This window comes from Polaribacter sp., from assembly GCF_049276715.1.
Taxonomy (GTDB): Bacteria; Bacteroidota; Bacteroidia; order Flavobacteriales; family Flavobacteriaceae; genus Polaribacter.
In genome coordinates this window covers 1-21,931 of the sequence record NZ_JBASWY010000026.1, presented here as the reverse complement: position 1 = coordinate 21,931, position 21,931 = coordinate 1, and the positions used below count along the sequence as shown (strand labels likewise).

Sequence of the window (21,931 nt, the reverse complement as noted above, 5' to 3'; positions counted from 1 at the left end):
TTAAAATCTAAAGTGAGAGAATGCTTTATTTGCTTCTGCCATTTTGTGAGTATCTGTTCGCTTTTTAACAGCAGCACCTTCTTCTTTAGCCGCAGCTAAAATTTCAGCAGCTAAACGCTGTGCCATTGTTTTTTCGTTTCTCTTACGAGTATACAAAATCATCCACTTAATAGCCATAGACACTTTACGATCTGGTCTAATTTGCATTGGTATTTGAAAAGTTGCACCACCAACACGTCTAGAACGAACTTCTACGTGAGGCATTACATTAGATAAACCATCTTTCCAAATTTCTAAAGCCGATTTCTCCTCGCCTTCAGCCTTTCTTTCTTCTACGATATCTAAAGCATCATAAAATACTTTAAACGCTACTGACTTCTTTCCACTCCACATCAAGTTGTTCACAAAACGTGTAACTAACTGATCATTAAATTTTGGATCTGGTAGAAGCTCTCTTTTTTTTGCTGCTCTTTTTCTCATGTCTTTACATTAAAAAAGTTACTAAATTACTTTTTTGGGCGTTTTGCACCATACTTAGACCTACGTTGAGTTCTTCCCTCAACACCTGCTGTATCTAATGCTCCACGTACCACGTGATATTTAACACCTGGTAAATCTTTTACCCTTCCACCTCTAACTAATACTATCGAGTGCTCCTGTAAGTTGTGTCCTTCACCTGGGATGTAGGCGTTTATCTCATTACCATTAGTTAATCTAACTCTGGCAACTTTACGCATTGCTGAATTAGGTTTCTTTGGTGTTGTGGTATAAACACGAGTACATACTCCACGTCTTTGAGGACAAGACGACAAAGCAGCCGATTTACTCTTCTTAGTTATTTTGGTTCTTCCTTTACGAACTAATTGTTGAATAGTTGGCATACTAAATTATTACTGTTTTTCGTTTATATTAAACATTACCCTATTTTTAGGGTGTGCAAATGTACAACTAATTTCTAATTATTCAAATATCAACAAGTTATTTTTCTTAATCATTTTTTTTTGAGAATTGATTTTTAGATTTTTAAATTACTTTTGTTATAACAGAAACAGCTATTTTGAATCAAAAAAATAAATCTTATTTCGTTACTTACTTTTTTCTTTTTTTTCTCATAAATTGTTTTTCTCAAGATTTTACACTGCAACTTTCATCAAAATTTGAATCTGAAAAAAAAGTTTTAGAAAAAATTGATTATATAAAGAAACATGCTGATACTATTTCATCAAATCTAGAAATAAAAAGGATTTCAGAATATCTTAAAAATATTGGTTATTTTACAAACACTATTGATAGTGTAAAAAATATTGATAAAGTTAAAATCACTTTTTTTTCATTAAATGAAAAAGTTGAAACAGCAATCATCAGAATAAATAATAAAATAAAATTTAATCTAAAAAACTTTAGAGCCTTAAACGATAACTTTACAGTTGATATTGAAAATTTAACCCAACTTTTAAATCAACTAACAAATCACTTAGATAAAACAGGGAAATCCTTTTCTAAGGTGCAGCTTAAAAATATTAAAATAATAAAATCGAAATTATTCGCTGAAATAGAAATCACTGAGTCTAAAAAAAGAATCATTAATAAAGTCTTTATAAAAGGATATGAAGAGTTTCCAAAGGCGTACATGAAAAATTATTTCAACATCAAGGAAAATACGATTTTTAATAAGGAGAAGATTACAGAAATATCAAAATTAGCAAAAGGTTTATCATTTATAAATGAAATAAAACCTCCTGAAGTTTTGTTTACAAAAGATTCTACCTTTATTTACTTATACTTAAACAAACAACAAAATAATAGTTTTGATGGAATTATTAACTTTGCCTCTAAAGAAAATGGAGGCATTTTATTTAACGGAAATATCGATTTAAAACTAAATAACATTTTAAACACGGGAGAAAGTTTTGAGTTATTTTGGAACAGTGTTGGTAATGAAAGACAAGAATTTAGAATTAGCACAGAAATTCCATACATCTTCAATTCTAAATTAAGCCCAGAAATTTCATTTTCCCTTTACAAACAAGACTCTTCTTTTGTAAACACGAAATTTGAATCTAAAATCAATTATAACTTTAACCCCAAATTAAAACTTGCATTAACCTATGAATCTGAATCTTCTAACACTCTGCAAGAAAGTGTAGATAATTCATTAGCATCTTTTAACACAAACTTTTTAGGAATTCAACTTCAATACAAAGTTCGTAAAAATGACCTATTCTACAATGATAAATTTCTTGCACAAATCAACCCTACTTTTGGAAAAAGATCAAGCAATAATAACCTATCAAATCAATTTAAATTAAAAACCGTTTTATCTTATATAGTAGATTTTAATCTAAGAAATAGCTTATATGTAAAAAATGAGAATGGTCTTTTAAATTCAAGCACATACCTAACGAACGAATTGTACAGAATTGGTGGAGCAAATTCCCTTCGAGGATTTAACGAACAAAGTATCTTTACGAGTAATTATAGTTCTTTTAATATTGAGTACAGATACTTGACCTCAAAAAAATCTTATTTATATACAATTACAGATATTGGATTCATAAAAAATTTAGATTCCAAAAGCACATTAACTGGAATAGGTCTCGGATATTTTTTTAAAACAAACAATTCAATCGTAAATATTGCAATCGCAACCAATAATAAAGCAGAAACTCAACAAAAATTAGAAAGTTTGCAATTAATAATACGTTGGAAAAATATTTTTTAAAAAAAAATAACACAATGCAGTTCAGGGTTTAAAGAAATCAGGAATAGAAAACTGAAATAAATTTGATTTTTTTTGTTAAAAAAATTGTTTAATTAACTTTTATTTAAGACTTTTGGCTTTAATTAATTCAAATAATTATATAATGAAGACAAAGTTTAATGGGATTTTAACGCTATTACTGGCGTTTGTCGTGCAAATTTCTTTTGCACAAGAGAAAACTATTTCTGGAACTGTATCTGATAATTCAGGAAGTTTACCAGGAGTAAGTGTTATAATTAAGGGAAGTACTACTGGTACAGAAACTGATTTCGATGGTAAATATTCTATTAAAGCTAAAGCAGGAGATGTTTTAGTATTTAGATATTTAGGGTATAAAGCCAATGAACAAACAGTAGGAGCTTCCAATGTTATTAATGTAACAATGGCAGAAGATGCTAACGTTTTAGAAGAAATTGTAATTGTAGGTTATGGTACAAGTACAAAAAAATCTTTTACGGGTACTGCTACAACAGTTACTGCAGAAAATTTGGAAGCTAAAAACTTCGCAAACGTTTCTCAAGCTTTAACAGGTGAGGTTGCTGGTGTAACTGTTATTAATTCTTCTGGGCAACCAGGTACTATTGGTACAGTTCGTATTAGAGGTTATGGTTCTCCTTTAGGAAATCGTGCTCCTTTGTATGTAATTGATGGTGTTCCTTTTAACGGAGCTGGAGAATTAAATGCAATTAACCCTGCAGATATTAAATCTACTACCGTTCTAAAAGATGCAACTGCGACTGCTATTTACGGTTCTAGAGGTGCAAATGGTGTAATTTTAATTACTACTAAAAGTGGTTCTTCTAACGAAAAATCGTACATTGAAGTAGATGTTAAAAGTGGTGTAAACTTTCAAGAAATTGATAGATATAATGTACTTTCTTCACCAGAAGAATATGTTGGTTTAGTATGGGAAGGACTTTATAACAGAGGTGTTGTAACTAACAATGCTGATCCAGTTGGTTTTGCAAATGGTAGATTACTTGGCCTTAATGGAATAGGTGATGGTTATAATATTTGGGATGCTACAACTGCAACAGCTCTTATAGACCCAACTACAAGATCAGTAAGATCTGGAGTTAACAGATTATTTACGCCAGAAAGATTCGCTGATATCGCATTTGGAACTGGAATTCGTACTGAAACTAACGTAAGAATGGGTGGTGGTTCAGATAAATCAAAATATTTTTTCTCTGCAGGTTATTTAGAAGACAGTGGATATTCAATAAATTCTGATTACAAAAGATATACAACTAGGCTTAATTTAACTGCGGATGTTAAACCTTGGTTAAAAGTTAGTGCTAATTTTGGTTATGCATATTCTGAAAGCACTAATAATGGTCAGACTAACGGTTCTGAAAACGTATTCGAATTTGCTGATAAAATGGCTCCTTTATATCCTGTATATGCAAGATATCCAAATACAGGAGATTTAGTACCAGATCCTATTTACGGAGGTGCTCAATTTGATTATGGTTCTCCAACAGGACTTACAGCTCCAGTGCCATTTACAAGAGCTAGACCAAATTCTGATTTATTAAACCCTATTGGGTCTGCTACATTAGATTTCGTTGGATCTAACGAGCATGCTTTGAATGGTAATTTTTCTGCTGATTTTAAATTAACAGATTGGTTAACTTTTGAAACTCGTTATGGAGGTCAGTACTCTTTTAATAGAGGTGTTAATGCTGGTAATCATGTATATGGACCTGCTTCTAATTCAAATGGAACTTTAACTGCTTCTGATGCTGTTAACTGGTCAAAAACTTTCTTACAGTTATTACGTTTTAACAAATCTTTTGGAGATCATTCGTTAGAAGTTATTGCTGCACATGAAACATTTGAATCAAGCCTTTCTTTCTCTCAACAATACAAGCAAGAAGTTCTATTACCAGGAGTTTACAACTTATCTAATTATTTATTAAGTCAACAACCAGCTTTTGGTTATGTAAATGAATCTGGTATCGAATCTTATTTTGGTCAAGCAACTTATAACTATGCTAATAAATACTTCTTTAGTGGTTCTCTTAGAACAGATGGTTCATCTCGTTTTATAAATGACAAATGGGGTACTTTTGGATCTGTTGGTGCATCTTGGGTTGTAAGTGAAGAAGACTTTATGAAAGATACATTTTTATCTTACTTAAAAGTAAAAGCTTCTTATGGTGTAACAGGTGATCAACAAGGACCAGGAACATCTACAGCTTTTACAAGATATGGTGTTAGTTATGTTGGTGGTTTAGCAATCTCTGAATCTGTTGTTGGTAACCCAGATTTAACTTGGGAAACTTCTACAATGATTCAAGGTGGTGTGGAAATGAGCTTTGGTAATTATTTAGATGTAAACGTAGATTACTATAGAAAAAATACTGATAATTTATTCTTTAACCAGAGAGTTGGACCTTCTTCAGGAATTTCTTCTATCTTAGTTAACGATGGAGAAGTATTAAACGCTGGTCTAGAATTCGATGTAACCGCTCACATTATTAAAAAAGCAGATTTTTCTTTAGACTTCGCAGTTAACGGAGAAATGATTAGTAACGAAATGGTTACTTTACCTTTAGATGTTACCACTGGTTTACCAAAACTAATTGATGAAAATTCAAGTACAGATGGAGCTTATGCCTTTACACAAGGACGTTCAATTTTCGATTTTTACATGAGAGAATGGGCTGGAGTAGATCCTGCAGATGGAGCACCAATGTGGTACCAATATTATGATGATAAAAACAATAATAATATTTTAGACGCAGGTGAAGGTAATTTTGCTCTTCTAGAAGATGGTTCTGCAAGTTCAACATCTACTTTGTATGAATATCAATTATTAGCACAAAATGCTAATATTAAGAAAACTACAACTAAAACGTATGCTAATGGTACTCAAACGTATATTGGTAAATCATTTATACCAGATGTAAGAGGTGCATTTAGAATTTCTGGAAAAATCAAAAATTTCGATTTTTCAACTCAATTTACTTATAGTTTAGGTGGTTATGCTTATGATGGAAACTATGCTGAGTTAATGAGCGACCGTTTTGGAGCTGCTGGTAATAACTTTCATAAAGATATTTTATTAAGATGGCAAAATCCTGGAGACTTAACTGGCGTTCCAATTTTATCAGATAATGCTGTTGTAAATGCAACATCTCAATCTTCACGTTTTATTACAAGTACAGATTATTTAGCACTTAACAATGCAAGAATTGGTTATACTGTTCCAAGCAGTTTTATAGCAAAATCTGGTGTTGATGCAATTAATTTATGGGTTTCAGGTGACAACCTTTTCCTAAACACTGCTAGAGCAGGATTTAATCCTAACAATAATAGTGAAGCAGGAAACTCAGGTAGACAATTTTATGCTCCAGCAACTACAATTACAATGGGAGTTAGAGTTAAATTTTAATTTAAAAAAGAACAACAATTATGAAAAAAATAATTAAAATATCATTATTTACTGCGTTACTAGGTATTACCTTTAGCTGTAGTGATGATATACTAAATAATAGTGGTGTTTCTGGAGAAAGTAACCAGACACAAACAATAACGAATGCCCAATTAGAGCAAGGTGCATTAACAAACTTAGAAATACCTGCTGCCTTTATTGGAGGTTTGTACTCGCAAGTAATACAAACTGGTACTGGGGGATCTACAAGTCATGATGATTTTGGTCAAAAAGGTTATGACATCTTTTCAGACATGCTTTGTGGAGATATGGCTTTAAGTGGTAGTAGTTATGGTTGGTATCGTGCTGATATTTCAGAATTTCAAGCACCTCTAGATTTTACTAGATCTAGAAATAGATTTGTATGGAGATATTACTACAGATTAATTAGATCTGCTAACAATATCATTCAAAACTTGGGTGGTAATGATGCTGTACCTGCTATTGATGATAACAAATATTCAATGGGTCAAGCAAAAGCAATGCGTGCTAATTCATACTTTTATCTTACTCAATTTTTTCAAAAAGAGTATATAGCAACAGAGGCTATATTACCAATGCCAATAGAACCAATTGGTACTAATTTACCGAAATCTACTGCAGAAGAAGTTTATACTTTAATGGAAAAAGATTTAACTGATGCAATTTCTTTGTTAAATGGCTTTAATAGAGCTACAAAAAACCAAGTGAACCAAGATATAGCAAAAGGTATGTTAGCTTATGTTTTAGGTGCTAAAGGTGGTAGAGATGCAGATGTAGCAAGACTTACACAAGAAGTAATTAATGGAGCTAGATTTACAATGCTTTCACCTAGTGAATTAGTTGCAACTTCTGGTACTGTTAACGGTTTTAAAGATGTTAGTTCTCCTAGTTGGATGTGGGGTGTAGATTTAACACCAGCAATTGGTTTAGGTTTAGTTTCATGGTGGGGTCAAGTAGATGCTTGGTCTTACAGCTATGCTTGGGTTGGTGATTATAAATCTATGGATAAAGGTTTATACGATCAAATTCCTGCTAATGACGCTAGAAAAGCACAATTTTTTGGAAATGCTGCTAGTGGTAGATACTTACAACCATTATTTAAATTTAGAGCTTCTGGTACAATTGGAGGTACATCTACAACTGTTACTGCTGACTACGTTTTTATGAGAATTGAAGAAATGTATTTATTAAATGCAGAGGCAAATGCTAGGGCAAACAATCCAGCAGCTGCAAGAACTAGTTTAAAAGCTTTAATGGCTAGAAGAGTTCCAGATGTATCGTATATTGATGGTTTAAATGGAACACAATTATCAAACGAAATATACAAACAAACAAGAATAGAGCTTTGGGGTGAAGGAAAAAGTTTCTTAGCTATGAAACGTAACAAAGCAACTACTATGAGAGGTACAAACCACTTATCATTTGTTGGTGAGCCAATTCCTTATAATGACGAAAGAATGCAATTTGAAATTCCTTTAGATGAAATTCAAAATAATCCATTCGTAAGCGATCAGAATCAATAAAATAAACAGCTACCATTTTTAAACAAAATGGTAGCTTTTATAAAAATTTAAAAAATCATGAATAAATTAAAATACATATTTTTAGCACTAACAGTATTCGTTTTTGCTAGTTGTGAAGAGGACATTCCTACAGCTGAAGGAACTAACTATGTTACTTTTTCGAAATCTACATATTCTACATCCGTAGATGTAGGCGCTACAAAGTCTTTTGATGTAACAGTTTTTACTGCAAATACTAGTGGTTCTGATAGAACAATTAATCTATCAGTAGATCCTGCTTCAACAGCTGCTGCTGGTTCTTATACTGTACCTACCTCAGTAACAATACCTGGTGGATCAAACGTAGGAACATTAACAGTACAATTATCAGATACCAATTTGGGCATTGGTGTAAATGCGCTAATATTAAAGTTTGATGCTGTAGAAGGACTAGCTAATGGTGGATCTGCAACTTTGAACTATATTCAAAATTGTAGTGAAGTTACTGCTACATTAGCTATTAATTTTGATGGTTATGGTAGTGAAACTAGTTGGGTAATTACAGACTCTTTAGGAGGTGTTGTTGCATCTAAAGCAGCAGGTACTTATGCTGATGGTCAAGCTACTGCAAGTGAAACTATTACATTATGTGCTGGAAGAGATTTCACTTTTACAATAAATGATTCTTTTGGTGATGGTTTAAGTTTTCCTGCAAATGGAACTTACTCTCTTACTATTGGAGGAGTTGTAAAAGCTTCTGGTGGAGGAGATTTTGGATCAACAGAAGCGACTGCTTTTGATACTAAATAAGAACCATAATAATTATATTAAAAAACCACCATTTTGGTGGTTTTTTTTTGCATAAAATTAAAGTACATTTGCAAAATGAAAACAGACACTACAAATATTTTTGGACTTAGAGCTATAATCGAAGCAATAGAAAGCGGATCTACAATTAGCAAAATATATCTACAAAAAGGTTTAAGAGGTGATCTTTACTTTACATTAAATAAAATTATTAAGGAAAAGAATATTACAACTAGCATAGTACCCGTTGAAAAATTAGACAGACTGTCTAAAAATAACAATCATCAAGGAGCAGTAGCTCAGATATCTCCAATTAAGTTTTACGATTTAGAAACATTAATCGAAGAAACAATTCAAAAAAACGAACTACCTCTATTTCTATTGTTAGATCAAATTTCGGATGTTAGAAACTTTGGTGCAATTATTAGAACCGCAGAATGTACTGGAGTAAATGGAATTATTATTCCAAATAATGGAAGCGCTCCTGTTAATGCTGAAACCATTAAAACTTCTGCAGGTGCAGCTTTTAAAGTACCTATTTGCAAAGTAAATCATATTAAAGACGCTTTATTTCTATTAGCAGCTTCAGGGATAAAAACGGTTGCTGCCACCGAAAAAACAGACAACTCTATTTATGATTTAGATTTTAATCAGCCTCTCGCAATTGTAATGGGTTCTGAACATAGAGGAGTTAACCCTTCTGTTTTAAAAATGGTAAAATATACTGCTAAACTTCCACTCTTAGGAGACATTTCTTCTTTAAATGTTTCTGTTGCTTGTGGTATATTTTTGTATGAAACTGTAAGACAAAGAATTTCAGTAAGCAGTAAGCAGTAAGCAGTAAGCAGTAAGCAGTAAGCAAAATTGAATTATTCTAACTCCTCATCAATTTTCGGTGGGTTGAAATTTCCATTTTCATCAAAAAAAGTATCGAATTCTGTTTCTTTAAATTCATAGTGTTCTTTTATCATTCCTTTTTTTCTATATATAAGTGCCAAAAGCAATCCTACTAAAAAACCAGATAAATGTCCTTCCCAAGACATGCCTTCTTTAATTGGTAAAACGTACCAAATCATACTTCCATATAAGAATATAATAATTAAAGAAAGTGCAACTAGCCTATAATGCTTTCTTATAATTCCGCTAAAAAAAACAAAACTAAAAAGCAAATAAACGATTCCACTGGCACCTATGTGATAAGATTCTCTTGCAATAATCCATGTTAAAAACGCAGTTAAAAAGCCACCCATGAACAAAACTTTGTAAGCTATAACTCTATAAAAATAAAAAAGACTACATAATAGCACAAATAACGGAATAGAATTATTGAAAAGGTGATTTGTATTACTATGAATAAAATGTGTAAAAAAAACACCTCTAAAACCAATTAAAGTTCTGGGATAAACTCCGAATTTATTAAAATTTAATCCAAATTGTATTTCTATCCAATAAATAAGCCAAATAACAATGACAAATAGTATTGGAATAAGAAAAATAGACCTCGATATTTTTAAATCATTAGAATCATCCATTAAAACTAAAATTACAAAAATCTAACCAAATAGAATTTTTACAATTTCTGTCAGAAATCTTTATTATTTTTACTAAATGAATGAACCTTTGGCAGAAAGAATTAGACCTAAAAGTCTGGACGATTATATTAGTCAGCAGCATTTGGTTGGCAAAAATGGTGTTTTAACTAATTTAATTAAACAAGGAGTTATTCCTTCCTTAATTTTATGGGGTCCTCCAGGAATTGGTAAAACAACGCTTGCCAATATTATTGCAACCGAATCTAAAAGACCATTTTATACCTTAAGTGCCATTAGTTCTGGGGTAAAAGATGTAAGAGATATTATAGAAAAAGCAAAGAAAGGTGGTGATTTGTTTACAGCTAAAAATCCTATTTTGTTTATTGATGAAATTCATAGATTTAGCAAATCGCAACAAGATTCTTTACTAGGAGCTGTAGAAAAAGGTTGGGTTACATTAATTGGTGCAACCACAGAAAACCCTAGTTTTGAGGTAATCCCTGCCCTACTTTCTCGCTGTCAAGTGTATATTTTAAATTCTTTTGATAAAAATGATTTGATCGCTTTGTTGCACAGAGCAATGGAAAAAGACACTCTTTTATCAACCAAAAAAATTAATTTAAAAGAAACAGATGCCCTGTTACAAGTTTCTAGTGGTGATGCAAGAAAACTATTAAATATTTTTGATTTATTAGTTTCTACAGAAGACGAAATTGAAATTACAAACAAGTTAGTTTTAGAAAAAATTCAAAAAAACACGGTTAGATATGATAAAACCGGAGAACAACATTATGACATTATATCAGCTTTTATAAAATCTATAAGAGGCAGTGACCCAAATGCCGCTGTTTATTGGTTGGCTAGAATGATTGAAGGTGGTGAAGATGTGAAATTTATTGCGAGAAGGTTATTAATTTCTGCATCAGAAGATATTGGAAATGCAAACCCTACTGCGTTAATTTTAGCAAACAATACGTTTCAGGCAGTTTCTGTAATTGGCAATCCTGAGTCTCGTATAATTTTAAGTCAGTGTGCTGTTTATTTAGCAAATTCACCTAAAAGCAATGCTTCTTATCTTGCTATTAAAAATGCCCAAGATTTAGTTAAAAAAACTGGCGATTTATCAATTCCTATTCATTTAAGAAATGCGCCAACAAAATTAATGAAAGATCTAGATTATGGTAAAGATTATAAATATTCTCACGATTTTACAAACAATTTCGTAGTTCAAGAATTTTTACCAGATGAAATTTCGAATACCATTTTGTATGAACCAGGCAACAATGCAAGAGAAAATCAGTTTAGAGAAACTTTAAAAACCAGATGGAAAAACAAGTATAATTATTAGAATTTAATTTGATATTTCTTTGCAATAAGTGTATCATTTTTATAATATTCAGCTACCCAAAAATCTCCGTTTTTGTAAAAAATTCCATTATTATCATTTATTAAAAAGACATCTTTTAAACTTGTTTTTAAAAGTAAAAAAACCACTTCTGGTTTGGTGTTTACCAACTGAAATCCATTATCTTTTGCTTGCGCATATAAAATATCTACAATATCTACAATATCTAAATCAGAAATATTTTTGTTTTTTTCATCAACTTTAATTTCTGGAGTTGGTATTATTACTGGATTTTTTTTAACCGAACTTATTATAACATTGGTGCTATTTTTAGCAATAACAACTTCATTTTTCTCATCAACCATATTTTTAACTAAGTCAGGGTTATAGCTGTAATTAAAATCAGTCATACTATTAAATGCATCTCTTATGGCTTCATGATATGCTTTTTCATACAGTTTTAGTTTACTACTACCAAAACTTGAAGTATATAAAACTTTACCTAAACAATCTTTAATTTCTATTGCATTTTTTGTTGTAAACATACTAGAATCATCTTTTACTGTTGCAACCAAAGCCAAACACCTATTGTTGTTTAATTCATTTGGTAGTGTTTCGCTACTTAAAAAAACTTTAAACCCTTTTTTATTTAATAAAAATTTAGTTAAAGAACTTGTTTGGTATTGATCAGATTCTTTTAAAAAATCGAATCTATCTAGTACAATTATATATTGATACTTATCAAAATTAGTTTCCTGACTTAAAACTGAAGTTATCGTTAAAATTAAAAGTAAAGAGAATATGTTTTTTATCATTTTAATTACATGTTTAAATTAATTCCTTTTTGTAAAGATAAGAATATAGCTTAAAATAATTTCTGCCCAGAAGCGCTACAAATATTGCTTAATTTCTAAAAGAGATCGAACACTTATAATGTTCTCCTCTATTATTTCTGCATTTTCAAAATTGCAATGAATTGCATACATATTTGCATTCATTGCCCCAAAAATATCTGCTTCTAAACTATCTCCAATCATTATTGAATTTTCAGATTTAGCTTGTGCAGCTTCTAATGCATGATAAAAAACTTTAGGATTTGGTTTTTTGACACCCACAGATTCTGAGGTTATAATTGAATTAAAATAATGCAGAATTTTAGAAGATTCCATTTTCTTGGTTTGAATTTCGGCAAAACCATTGGTAATAATATGCAGTTGATATTTATCTTTTAGATAGTCTAAAATTTCGAAAGTACCATCAAATAAATGATTAAAATGGGGCAAATAGTTAATATAATCTATTGCAATTAAATCTATTAAATCATCTGAAATTGTAAAATTAACGCCATCAAAAGCCTTTTTTAATCTTTGGTATCTTAGTTCTTCTTTAGTAATTTTTTCTTCTCTGTACAATCTCCAAAATTCCAGATTTAAAGGCCTGTAAACTTCTAAAAAAGTTTCTAAATTAATTTCTATTTGATGCTCGTTAAATACTTTTTGAAAAGCTAAATCAGAGTTTTTTTCAAAATCCCATAATGTGTGATCTAAATCAAAAAAGACGTGTTGTATTTTGTTATTATTTGTTACCTTCATAAATTAAGTAATAATTGATTTTCTGTTTAAAAGAAACTCATTTTTGTATTTTTGAAAAAAAAAATAATTGACCACTAAAATAAACAAAAAGCCTTTATCTTTTTTCTATAAAAACATTTTAATAATGTTTAGAGGAACTATAATTGCTCAAATTATAGCAATACTAGTAGGGTTTTACCTTGCAAAACTTTATGGTAAAGAGGCTTACGGATTTTTAGGTTTTTTTGTAAGTATTATGAATATAGCTTCTATTATTGGAACTTTACAACTAGATAATTGTATTATTATATCAAAAAATAAGAATGAAAGTATTAATTGGTTTAATTTTATTTTAATCATCATTCTGCCAATTACCCTTTTTATTTTTTTTGTTTTATTTGTTTTTTCAAAATTTATTTTGATTGAAAGATTGGATACATATATGTTTCTATTTTGCTTTTTTGGTTCGGCAATTATTACTTATAATTTAGCTCATCAACGCTTTTTTACTTTTCAGAAAAAGTTTTCTGTAATTTCTAACATAAAAATTTTTATAACAATTTGTGCTGTAATTCTGCAATTTATCTTATTTGAATATTATAAACTATTTGGCTTAATTATTGGCTTTTTAATGGCGCAAATTATTTTACTTCTTTATAACTTTTATAAAAATAAGAGCAACTTAAATAAGGTTAATTTTAATGAAATAAAAAAGGGAATTATATTAAATAAAAGTTTAGTAACATTTTTACTGCCTTCTAATATTATTAATAGCCTAGCAAATAATTTGATGCCTATTTTAATTCTTGCTTTTTTTGGAGCAGAAAAAGCTGGAGTTTATTTTTTTAGTATTAAAATTTTGGCAACTCCTTTGTTCTTAATTTCATCATCAGTTTCTGAAGTTTATTATCAAAAATCATCAGAATTAAAAAGTGAAAATAAAATTGAATTACTTACAGTTACAAAAAAAATTATCAAAAGCAATTTATTAATAATGGTTTTGTTTTTATTGATAATTAATACTTTAGGTATCTACATTTTAGATGTTTTTTTCGAGAATCAATGGGAATACTTAAAAACCTATATTTTAATTTTATCTTTTTTAATTTTAGCTAGAAGTTCGTTTAACCCAATTAGTAGTTTAATTGTTGTTTTAGATAAAAATTTGATTGGATTGATATTTAACTGCTACCTTTTTATCATAAATCTTATTGCCATTTACTTTGGAGTGTTATATAGCAATATTTTATACACTGTTTTTATATTATCTTTATTTGGCGGTATTGGTTACTATATATTATTATATTATTTCTTAAATCATTTAAAAAGAAACCAACTAAATGTTTAAAAAGTTAGATTTCTTATTTTTTGGTTGGATTGTAAACTTCTTTTACCCAGAATATTACAGACCAAAATATGGTTATCAGCGTTATTATATTCTAGTTTTTCATTACTTAATTCCACAAAAATTATTTAGATTAAATCCTAAAGTAAAATGGCCAGTTCATTATACATCAAAAGTATTAGCTCCCAATAACATTACCAAAGGTATTTTGTGCGATCCTGGAGATAACCTCAACAATTATATTCAAGCAAATAATGGAATTATTTTTGGCTCTAATATAGAATTAGGTCCAGGAGTAAATATTATTTCTTCGAATCATAAAAACGATAATTTAAGGGAACACACAAAAGGGAAACCTATTACCATTGGAAATAATGTTTGGATTGGTGGAAATAGCACCATTTTACCTGAAGTTTCTATTGGAAATAATGTAGTTATTGGTGCAAATTCTTTGGTTAATAAAGATATTCCAAGCAATTCTGTAGCTGTTGGAAACCCTTGTGTTGTAATTAAACAAAAAGAGAACTATGCTGAAGATTTATCAAAAATAATTTTCAATAAAAAAGTACCTGCAAAGTTTTTAGAATTCTTACAATCTAGGGTTTAAATAGCTTTATAAAAAAAGGTAAATTATTGTATTTTATTTGCTGATATTCTTCTGTTTCTGCACCAAAACTTAAAAAATAATCAGCTATTGATTTCATGGATGAACCTCCGAAATTAAAGATTTCGAAATTTTGATGATATTGATAAATTGCTCTATCAATTAAAAAAGTATTTTCGCCATTATTTCTGTTTTCAAAATCTGTAGATGAAACTAAAATAGTAATCGTTTTTTTGTGTTTTAAGAAAAAACCAGATGCTACTAATTTATTTTCTTTATTGTAAATAGAAAGGATCTCTCCTACTCTTTTATCAATACAAATTTTTATCAACTTTTCTAAAACCTTATAATCTTTCTCAATAATATTTGGTGTTCTTTGCCCTACGTTATCTTTAAATAATTGAATTAATTTCTCAGGTTTATCATTCCATTTTTCAAGTAAATCTGCTTTTTTTGCCTTGTTTATATCTTTCTTTCGATCTTTTCTGTAAGTATTAAAAATCGCTTCATAATCTTTATCAATAGACAGCTTTTGCATCTGTTTTTTAATCAAAAAAGACTTAGAATTTTTAATGAAATTATCAGTATTTAATCTAGATTCTACAGATTTAAACTGACTAAATAATTCATCAAAAAAAAGAGTGTAATCTTTTAATTCATCCAAAGAAAAAATACCCAATTCTAACAACCAAAAAGGTGGATAGACATATTTTATTCCGAATTTTTTCCGCCAAGGAATTGGCATTACAGCTTTATAATTATCTAAAACCAACACATCCCAATTGTCTGCAACAATGTCTAAATACCAAGAAAATGCATACATTTTAGATTGTAAAGAATTCTCTATGCAAGCATCATATTTAAAAATATCTAAATCTTGTCTTTTAACGTATGTAATCATTTTAAGAAGTTGCTATTTTTAGCATGGATTCGTATAAACGTTTCCAACCTTTCCATCGTAAATAATCGCTTAAATTTTCGTTATGAAACAAGGTAATAAAAGTGCCATTTACTGCTTTTACTTCGTTTCTTAAATCTCTAATTTTACCTAAAGATTGCTTTGGAGTAAGTTTCATGTAATCGTTTAAAGTGGTATCCATCAATGCAAATGAAAACACTTTTAATGGTGTTTGAATTTCAAAATCGATGTCATAAAAATAAAAAGGAGTACAAGTACTAGCCCTAAAACCAACACTGCTAGCATAGCCCATAGAATATTCTTCTTCTATTTCTAAATCAATTAAATTCTGATACGTTTCTGGTAAAGAAAAACGTAAATAATGTTGTCTAGATCTTTTCACAGGAATATTGGTAATATTTTCTAATCTTTCTTTTTCCTTTTTTAAAAGTTGTGCATTTTGCATTGTAAAATAAGATGGATGCAAACCAACCCTGGCATAATCTACCATTTCTTTTATTAACAATCGATATTGGTTTTTTGATGCAGAAACATTGGTGTCATGAGTGGTATAATCTCCCACAAGAAAAAAGAAGATGGTTTTTACATCGAACTCTTTTTTAAGTCTAATAATTTTTTGAAAAGTATCAAAAGGATCTTTTTTAAGATTTAAAAGCACAGCAAGCCTATTCCAAACATTCCCCAATTTTAAGCCAAAAAAGTCTGTAAAAAATCCACCTACACTTCTTATTAAACTCTTGTGTTTATATGCAAAAGCATTGTCTATGTCTATTGTAGAAATATAATTATATTCTCTTGTTTCATAATCGTAATCTGGAAATTTTTCTTTCAAAATTTCTAAAAATTTATACGCCCAAATATCTATTACAGGTTTTTGTAAAAATTTATTTTTATACGCTAAACTTTGGGCTGCTGTAAAGCGTCCATGAATATCTTTTACATGTGGTAAATATTCTTCGTAACGTGTTATTAAATAAAAACTAGCCGCAAAAATATCGAAAGGAATAGCCGATTTTAAATTTGTTACAAAAAAACAAGGAATATTATCCCAATCTTGAATTACAATTTCTAAGTCGTTTACACCTTGTTCAAACAACAAATTGTTACTTTTTATAAAAAACTCGTTCCCTAAAGGTGTTTTTGTATAAGTTAATTTCGGGCCATTATGAGCCACAAAATCTTCGATTTTAGAAGTAAAACTTACAGGTATTAATAAGACTCTAGTTAGTATTTGTTTAAAAATATAACGAACTCTTGGAGTTATTTTATGGGTATATATTAATATCATGTATTAAATTTTGATTGGCATCCTTTTAAAAAATAATCTTAAAAAATGCCCTCATCAGCAAAGCTAAAATACGCTTTTTCAGTAATTATTAAATGATCTAAAACTTTGACATCTAAAGTATTTCCAGCTTGTTTAATTTTTTGAGTTAATTGAATATCTGCATTACTTGGCTTCAATTTTCCTGAAGGATGATTGTGACAAACAATAATAGCAACCGCTGTTAACTCTAAGGCCTGTTTAAAAAGCAATCTCACATCTACAAGGGTTGCAGTTAAACCTCCTTTACTTATTTGGTTTTTTGCTAACACTTTATTAGAATTATTTAAAAATAGCACCCAAAACTCTTCGTGCTCTAAATCGCCAATGATGGGTTGCATAATGGTAAAAGCGTCTTTACTGCTGGTTATTTTTGCTTTTTCGAGAGCAATTTCTGAATGACGTCTTTTACCCAATTCTAAAGCTGTAATGATAGAAATGGCTTTTGCTTCTCCAATACCTTTAAAGGTGGTCAGTTTTTCTATTGATAATTTTGCTAAATTGTTAATATTACCATCCACCGAATTTAAAATTCTTTTCGATAAATCTACTGCACTTTCTTGTCTGTTTCCAGAACCAATTAATATGGCTATTAATTCTGCATCAGACAATGCTAATTTGCCTTTTGCTATTAGTTTTTCTCTAGGCCTGTCATCTAAAGCCCAAGATTTAATGGTTAATTTTTCCATCTCACATTTTTTATAAAAGTACTAAAATCATTATTAATGCTGCATTCTTTGATGTAATTCTAATAATTTATGTTGATAAATATTTGAATCCGAAATCAATATCGTAAAAAATAAAATGTTTTTTACTAGTGTTTATAGACTTTTGTATCTTTGTAGAATATTTCTATTTTAAAATATGAAAATAATCATAGCTGGTGCTGGTGATGTAGGTTTTCACTTAGCCAAGCTACTTTCGTACGAATCTCAAGACACTTACATTATTGATTTTGATGGTGATCGTTTAAATTATATTAATAATCATTTAGATGTAATTACCAAAAAAGGAGATGCTACTTCTATAAAACTTTTAAAGGAAATTGGTATTGATTCTGCAGATTTGTTAATAGCTGTTACAGAAAGCCAAAACACCAACTTTACAATTTCTGTAATTGGTAAATCTTTAGGTGCAAAAAAAACAATTGCAAGGATAGATAATCCAGAATTTTTAAATAATTGTGAAGTAGATTTTACAAAATTTGGGGTAGATTTTATGATTTCTCCTCAAGAATTAGCAGCAAATGAAATTAAAATGCTGTTAAATCAATCTTCTTTTAACGATACAGTAGAATTTGAAAACGGGTTGTTTAATGTTATGGGAACTGTGCTTACTTATAAATCTCCTTTGGTAGATTTAACTGTAAAAGAAGCCAAACAAAAGTTTTCGAATATCGATTTTATCACTATTGCAATTAAAAGAGAAAATGTATCTCAAACCATTATTCCTAGAGGTGATACTACTTATCAATTAGATGACCAAGTTTATTTTTCTGTACCTAATTACAGTATAGATGCCATTTATCCTATTATTGGTAGCAAGCATATTTCTTTAAAAAATGTAATGATTTTAGGAGGAAGTAGTATTGGAGAAAAAACGGCAAGGAATTTATGTCAAAATAATTTCAACGTAAAATTAATTGAAAAAAATAGAGAGAAAGCAGAAGCGTTAGCAGAAGGCTTAACCAATGTTTTAGTAATTAATGCAGATGGTAGAGATTTAGAAGTTTTAGAAGAAGAAAACATTCGAGAAATGGATGCTTTTATTGCAGTTACAGGGAATTCTGAAACCAACATTATGTCTTGTTTAGTGGCTAAATCTAAAGGAGTAAAGAAAACCATTGCCTTAGTAGAAAATATGGATTATATTGATATTTCTCAAACCATTGGTATTCAGTCTCTCATCAATAAAAAATTAATTGCTGCAAGTAATATTTTTAAGCATATTAGAAAAGGAGAAATTTTAGAACTTGCAAATTTGCACAATATAGATGCAGAAGTTTTTGAATTCGAAGTGCAAGCAGATGCAAAGGTTACAGAAAAACCGATTAAAGATTTACGTTTTCCTAGAGAAGCCGTTTTTGGCGGAATTATTAGAGATGGCAAAGCTTTAATGTCTTTTGGAGACATGCAAATTAGAAGTGGTGATAAAGTGATTGTTTTTTGTTTACCAGAAGCTATTTCCACTGTAGAGCGTCTATTTAATTAACATGGCAACTCTTAATTTAAAAATAATATACAGGTTTCTTGGAATTACAGCCATGCTTAATGGCTTGTTTATGTTTATCTCTTTTCCTTTTAGTTATTTTAGTGATGAACCTGAAGCATGGGGTATTTTAAATGCAGGAATCATCACTGTATTTATTGGTTTACTGTTGTTCTATTTTAACAAACCCAAAAATACAAACATTCAAAAAAAGGAAGGATATTTAATAGTAACTTTAGGTTGGCTCATATTATCTTTTACAGGAATGTTACCTTATTTGCTCTCTGGAGCAATTCCATCTATTGCAGATGCTTTTTTCGAAACAATTTCTGGGTATTCCACAACAGGCTCATCCATTTTAACAGACGTTGGTAGCATGCCAAATGGAATTTTATTTTGGAGAAGCGCAACGCATTGGATTGGAGGAATGGGAATTATTGTTCTTACAATAGCCATTCTACCACTTTTAGGAATTGGAGGAATGCAGCTTTTTATGGCAGAAGCTCCTGGACCCTCTGCAGATAAATTACATCCAAGAATTACAGATACCGCAAAACGATTATATCTGATATACTTTATATTAACACTTGCTGAATTTTTTCTACTAAAAATTGCAGGTATGACTTGGTTTGATGCTATAAATCATGCAATGGCCACATTAAGTACAGGAGGTTTTTCTACCAAAACAGATAGCATTTCTTATTATAATGGTAGTCCATTAATTCAATATATTATCATTTTATTTATGTTTATAGCAGGTACAAATTTTGTACTTACTTATTTTGCTTTAAAAGGAAAAATTCAAAAGGTTTTTCAGAGTGAGGAATTCAAATACTATTTCTTCGGAATTTTAGGTATTTCAATCCTAATTGCTATAATCATCCTATTTTTTCAAGACGAGAACTTGGTAACAGTTTTAGCACATCCTGAAGTTTTGGGTAAAACAGAAAGTGCTTTTCGACATTCTTTATTTATGGTAACCTCAGTAGTTACCACAACAGGTTTTGTAAGTGCCGACTTTACTATGTGGAACTTTTTTGCAACAGGAATTTTCTTTGCACTCTTTTTCACAGGAGGTTCTGCAGGTTCTACAAGTGGTGGTGTAAAAATTGTAAGACATATTATAATGCTTAAAAACAGCTTTTTAGAATTTAAAAAAGCATTACACCCAAATGCAATTATACCTGTTCGATTAGATGGAAAAGCAGTAAATCAAAACATTGTATTTAACATTCTTTCGTTCTTTATAATTTACATGCTTATTTTTATAATGGGCTCTGTAGTACTTACTCTTATGGGGTTAGACTTTCTTTCTGCATTGGGTGCAGCCGCCTCTTCTCTAGGTAACATTGGCCCAGCACTTGGTTCTGTAAGTCCAGTAAATAATTTTGCTCATTTAACTGATGCTGCTAAATGGTTTTGTGGCTTTTTAATGTTGGTGGGTAGATTAGAACTGTTTACTGTTTTAATATTATTCACTCCTTTCTTTTGGAGAAAAAATTAATATTTAATTCATTCTTTTTTTACTTTCCTTTTTTAAATTTTCGTTTTCTGATAAAATTTATAAGCATATTTTACCAAAAAACTAAAAATATTATTTCTATTTTATGTTAACATTAACTTACTGTTAAATTGAAAGATACCTTTTTTTGTTTACATTTTTTTTGTAATTTAGAAGCATAAAATATTATATAAATTATGAAACAAAAAAACTTTTTTAAAATTGCTTTTTTTATGTTGTTAGCTATTTCAACATCTTTTTCTATGAAAGCTCAAACAGCAGGTGATATCGCCTTTATTGCTTTAAATGCTGATGGAAATGACGATTTCGCATTTGTAGCATTAGCAGACATCCCTGCAAATACAACTATTTGGTTTACAGATAATGAATGGGATGGAGATTCATTTAATGATACTGGTGAAGGTGAAGTGAGCTGGTCACATACATCAATTCTTCCTGCTGGATCTATAGTAGTTATTGCAGGGAATGTTGGCGGAACAGCTTCACTAGAAAGTGGAAGTGGTTCTGTAAGTGGAAGTGGCATAAATATAGGCGCTTCAAATGAAACCTTGTACGCTCTTTTAAGTGAACCAATAGCAACAACTATGGCAACTCCTGGTTTTCTTGCAGGTATTTCAAGTGATGATGCAGGCAGTGGAGGAACTTTAACAGGAACAGGCTTAACTTCTGGAACAAATTTCATTGATTTTGCAAATGATAGAGATGGTTTTTTATATACAGGTTCAAGATCTAGTGAAATTGCATTCAGCGATTATTTACCATTAATAATGGATATAGTTAATTGGCAGCAAGAAGCTTCTGATGGAACATTAATATTACCAATTTCTACAACCTCATTTACTACGTTGTCTGCTGGAATATTATCACTTGGTAATGCAACTGTAAGTTGTACAACAATAGCTGGTGTTGGTTTAAATGATGATACTTATTCTGTATCCATCCCTTTTACAATAATACTCAATGGTAAAACCTTTGTTTTATCCACAACTGGTAATGTTGGAACAATTAGTGGAGACAGTCCATCAAGTTCAGCTTCAGGAACTATTGTTATTTCTAATATACCAGAAGGT

Annotated in this window: 18 protein-coding genes and 1 pseudogene; 11 read left to right on the top strand and 8 right to left on the bottom strand. The window is 29.9% G+C overall.

Going from position 1 to position 21,931, the window contains the following annotated elements; all coding sequences use genetic code 11:
- Both rpsG and rpsL read right to left on the bottom strand, forming a co-directional pair.
- Entirely contained in the window at nt 1-480 is a 480-nt protein-coding gene (gene rpsG, locus WAO74_RS06795) for a 30S ribosomal protein S7 (RefSeq protein ID WP_422160655.1), read from the bottom strand.
- Between the two features lie 26 nt (nt 481-506).
- Nucleotides 507-881, bottom strand: a complete 375-nt coding sequence (gene rpsL / locus WAO74_RS06790; protein WP_018943587.1) for a 30S ribosomal protein S12 — start codon at nt 879-881, stop codon at nt 507-509.
- 176 nt (nt 882-1,057) lie between these two features.
- Here rpsL and WAO74_RS06785 point away from each other — a divergent pair, with 176 nt between their 5' ends.
- The 5 genes from WAO74_RS06785 to rlmB all read left to right on the top strand — a co-directional run bounded on the left by WAO74_RS06785 (nt 1,058) and on the right by rlmB (nt 9,328).
- Nucleotides 1,058-2,722 (top strand): POTRA domain-containing protein, encoded by a 1,665-nt coding sequence (locus tag WAO74_RS06785; RefSeq protein ID WP_422160652.1) that lies wholly within the window; start codon nt 1,058-1,060, stop codon nt 2,720-2,722.
- A 142-nt stretch (nt 2,723-2,864) separates the two neighbouring features.
- The gene (locus WAO74_RS06780) at nt 2,865-6,161 is read left to right on the top strand and encodes a SusC/RagA family TonB-linked outer membrane protein (protein ID WP_422160651.1); all 3,297 of its coding nucleotides are present in this window, start codon (nt 2,865-2,867) and stop codon (nt 6,159-6,161) included.
- Between the two features lie 20 nt (nt 6,162-6,181).
- A complete protein-coding gene (locus tag WAO74_RS06775) occupies nt 6,182-7,705 on the top strand; it encodes a RagB/SusD family nutrient uptake outer membrane protein (RefSeq protein WP_422160650.1) in 1,524 nt (507 codons plus the stop codon).
- Nucleotides 7,706-7,762: 57 nt separating this feature from the next.
- Nucleotides 7,763-8,494, top strand: a complete 732-nt coding sequence (locus WAO74_RS06770) for a hypothetical protein (RefSeq protein ID WP_422160648.1) — start codon at nt 7,763-7,765, stop codon at nt 8,492-8,494.
- 75 nt (nt 8,495-8,569) lie between these two features.
- Entirely contained in the window at nt 8,570-9,328 is a 759-nt protein-coding gene (gene rlmB / locus WAO74_RS06765; RefSeq protein ID WP_422160647.1) for a 23S rRNA (guanosine(2251)-2'-O)-methyltransferase RlmB, read from the top strand.
- A 32-nt stretch (nt 9,329-9,360) separates the two neighbouring features.
- On the opposite strand, the gene WAO74_RS06760 is transcribed toward rlmB, so the two are convergent.
- Complete coding sequence (locus WAO74_RS06760) at nt 9,361-10,023, bottom strand: rhomboid family intramembrane serine protease (protein ID WP_422160645.1); 663 nt, start codon at nt 10,021-10,023, stop codon at nt 9,361-9,363.
- Nucleotides 10,024-10,099: 76 nt separating this feature from the next.
- On the opposite strand from WAO74_RS06760, the gene WAO74_RS06755 reads away from it, so the two are divergent.
- A complete protein-coding gene (locus WAO74_RS06755) occupies nt 10,100-11,371 on the top strand; it encodes a replication-associated recombination protein A (protein WP_422160643.1) in 1,272 nt (423 codons plus the stop codon).
- Here the strand turns inward: WAO74_RS06755 and WAO74_RS06750 are convergent.
- Complete coding sequence (locus tag WAO74_RS06750) at nt 11,368-12,183, bottom strand: hypothetical protein (RefSeq protein WP_422160641.1); 816 nt, start codon at nt 12,181-12,183, stop codon at nt 11,368-11,370. The two genes, WAO74_RS06755 and WAO74_RS06750, sit on opposite strands and share 4 nt — an antisense overlap.
- A 75-nt stretch (nt 12,184-12,258) precedes the next feature.
- Nucleotides 12,259-12,960 carry a YjjG family noncanonical pyrimidine nucleotidase gene (locus tag WAO74_RS06745; protein WP_422160640.1) on the bottom strand — a complete coding sequence of 234 codons (702 nt, stop codon included), beginning with the start codon at nt 12,958-12,960 and terminating at the stop codon, nt 12,259-12,261.
- 67 nt (nt 12,961-13,027) lie between these two features.
- Between WAO74_RS06745 and WAO74_RS06740 the strand changes: the two genes are divergently transcribed.
- The gene (locus WAO74_RS06740; protein WP_422160638.1) at nt 13,028-14,287 is read left to right on the top strand and encodes an oligosaccharide flippase family protein; all 1,260 of its coding nucleotides are present in this window, start codon (nt 13,028-13,030) and stop codon (nt 14,285-14,287) included.
- The gene (locus tag WAO74_RS06735) at nt 14,280-14,891 is read left to right on the top strand and encodes a DapH/DapD/GlmU-related protein (protein WP_422160636.1); all 612 of its coding nucleotides are present in this window, start codon (nt 14,280-14,282) and stop codon (nt 14,889-14,891) included. The genes WAO74_RS06740 and WAO74_RS06735 overlap by 8 nt, the downstream gene beginning before the upstream one ends.
- Here WAO74_RS06735 and WAO74_RS06730 read toward each other — a convergent pair.
- Genes WAO74_RS06730 through radC form a run of 3 tightly spaced genes read right to left on the bottom strand, consistent with a single transcriptional unit; the run spans nt 14,881 to nt 17,820 of the window.
- Entirely contained in the window at nt 14,881-15,789 is a 909-nt protein-coding gene (locus WAO74_RS06730) for a hypothetical protein (protein ID WP_422160634.1), read from the bottom strand. The two genes, WAO74_RS06735 and WAO74_RS06730, sit on opposite strands and share 11 nt — an antisense overlap.
- Before the next feature lies 1 nt (nt 15,790).
- Nucleotides 15,791-17,095, bottom strand: coding sequence for a polysaccharide deacetylase family protein (locus WAO74_RS06725; RefSeq protein WP_422160632.1), 1,305 nt, complete (start codon nt 17,093-17,095; stop codon nt 15,791-15,793).
- A 38-nt stretch (nt 17,096-17,133) separates the two neighbouring features.
- Nucleotides 17,134-17,820: a RadC family protein gene (gene radC / locus WAO74_RS06720; RefSeq protein WP_422160630.1), complete on the bottom strand. Its 687-nt coding sequence runs from the start codon at nt 17,818-17,820 to the stop codon at nt 17,134-17,136.
- A 175-nt stretch (nt 17,821-17,995) separates the two neighbouring features.
- On the opposite strand from radC, the gene trkA reads away from it, so the two are divergent.
- The 3 genes and pseudogenes from trkA to WAO74_RS06705 all read left to right on the top strand — a co-directional run.
- Nucleotides 17,996-19,342 (top strand): Trk system potassium transporter TrkA, encoded by a 1,347-nt coding sequence (gene trkA, locus WAO74_RS06715; RefSeq protein WP_422160628.1) that lies wholly within the window; start codon nt 17,996-17,998, stop codon nt 19,340-19,342.
- A gap of 1 nt (nt 19,343) precedes the next feature.
- Entirely contained in the window at nt 19,344-20,843 is a 1,500-nt protein-coding gene (locus WAO74_RS06710; RefSeq protein ID WP_422160626.1) for a TrkH family potassium uptake protein, read from the top strand.
- Nucleotides 20,844-21,037: 194 nt separating this feature from the next.
- A pseudogene (locus tag WAO74_RS06705) lies at nt 21,038-21,931 on the top strand (hypothetical protein); the annotation flags it as partial.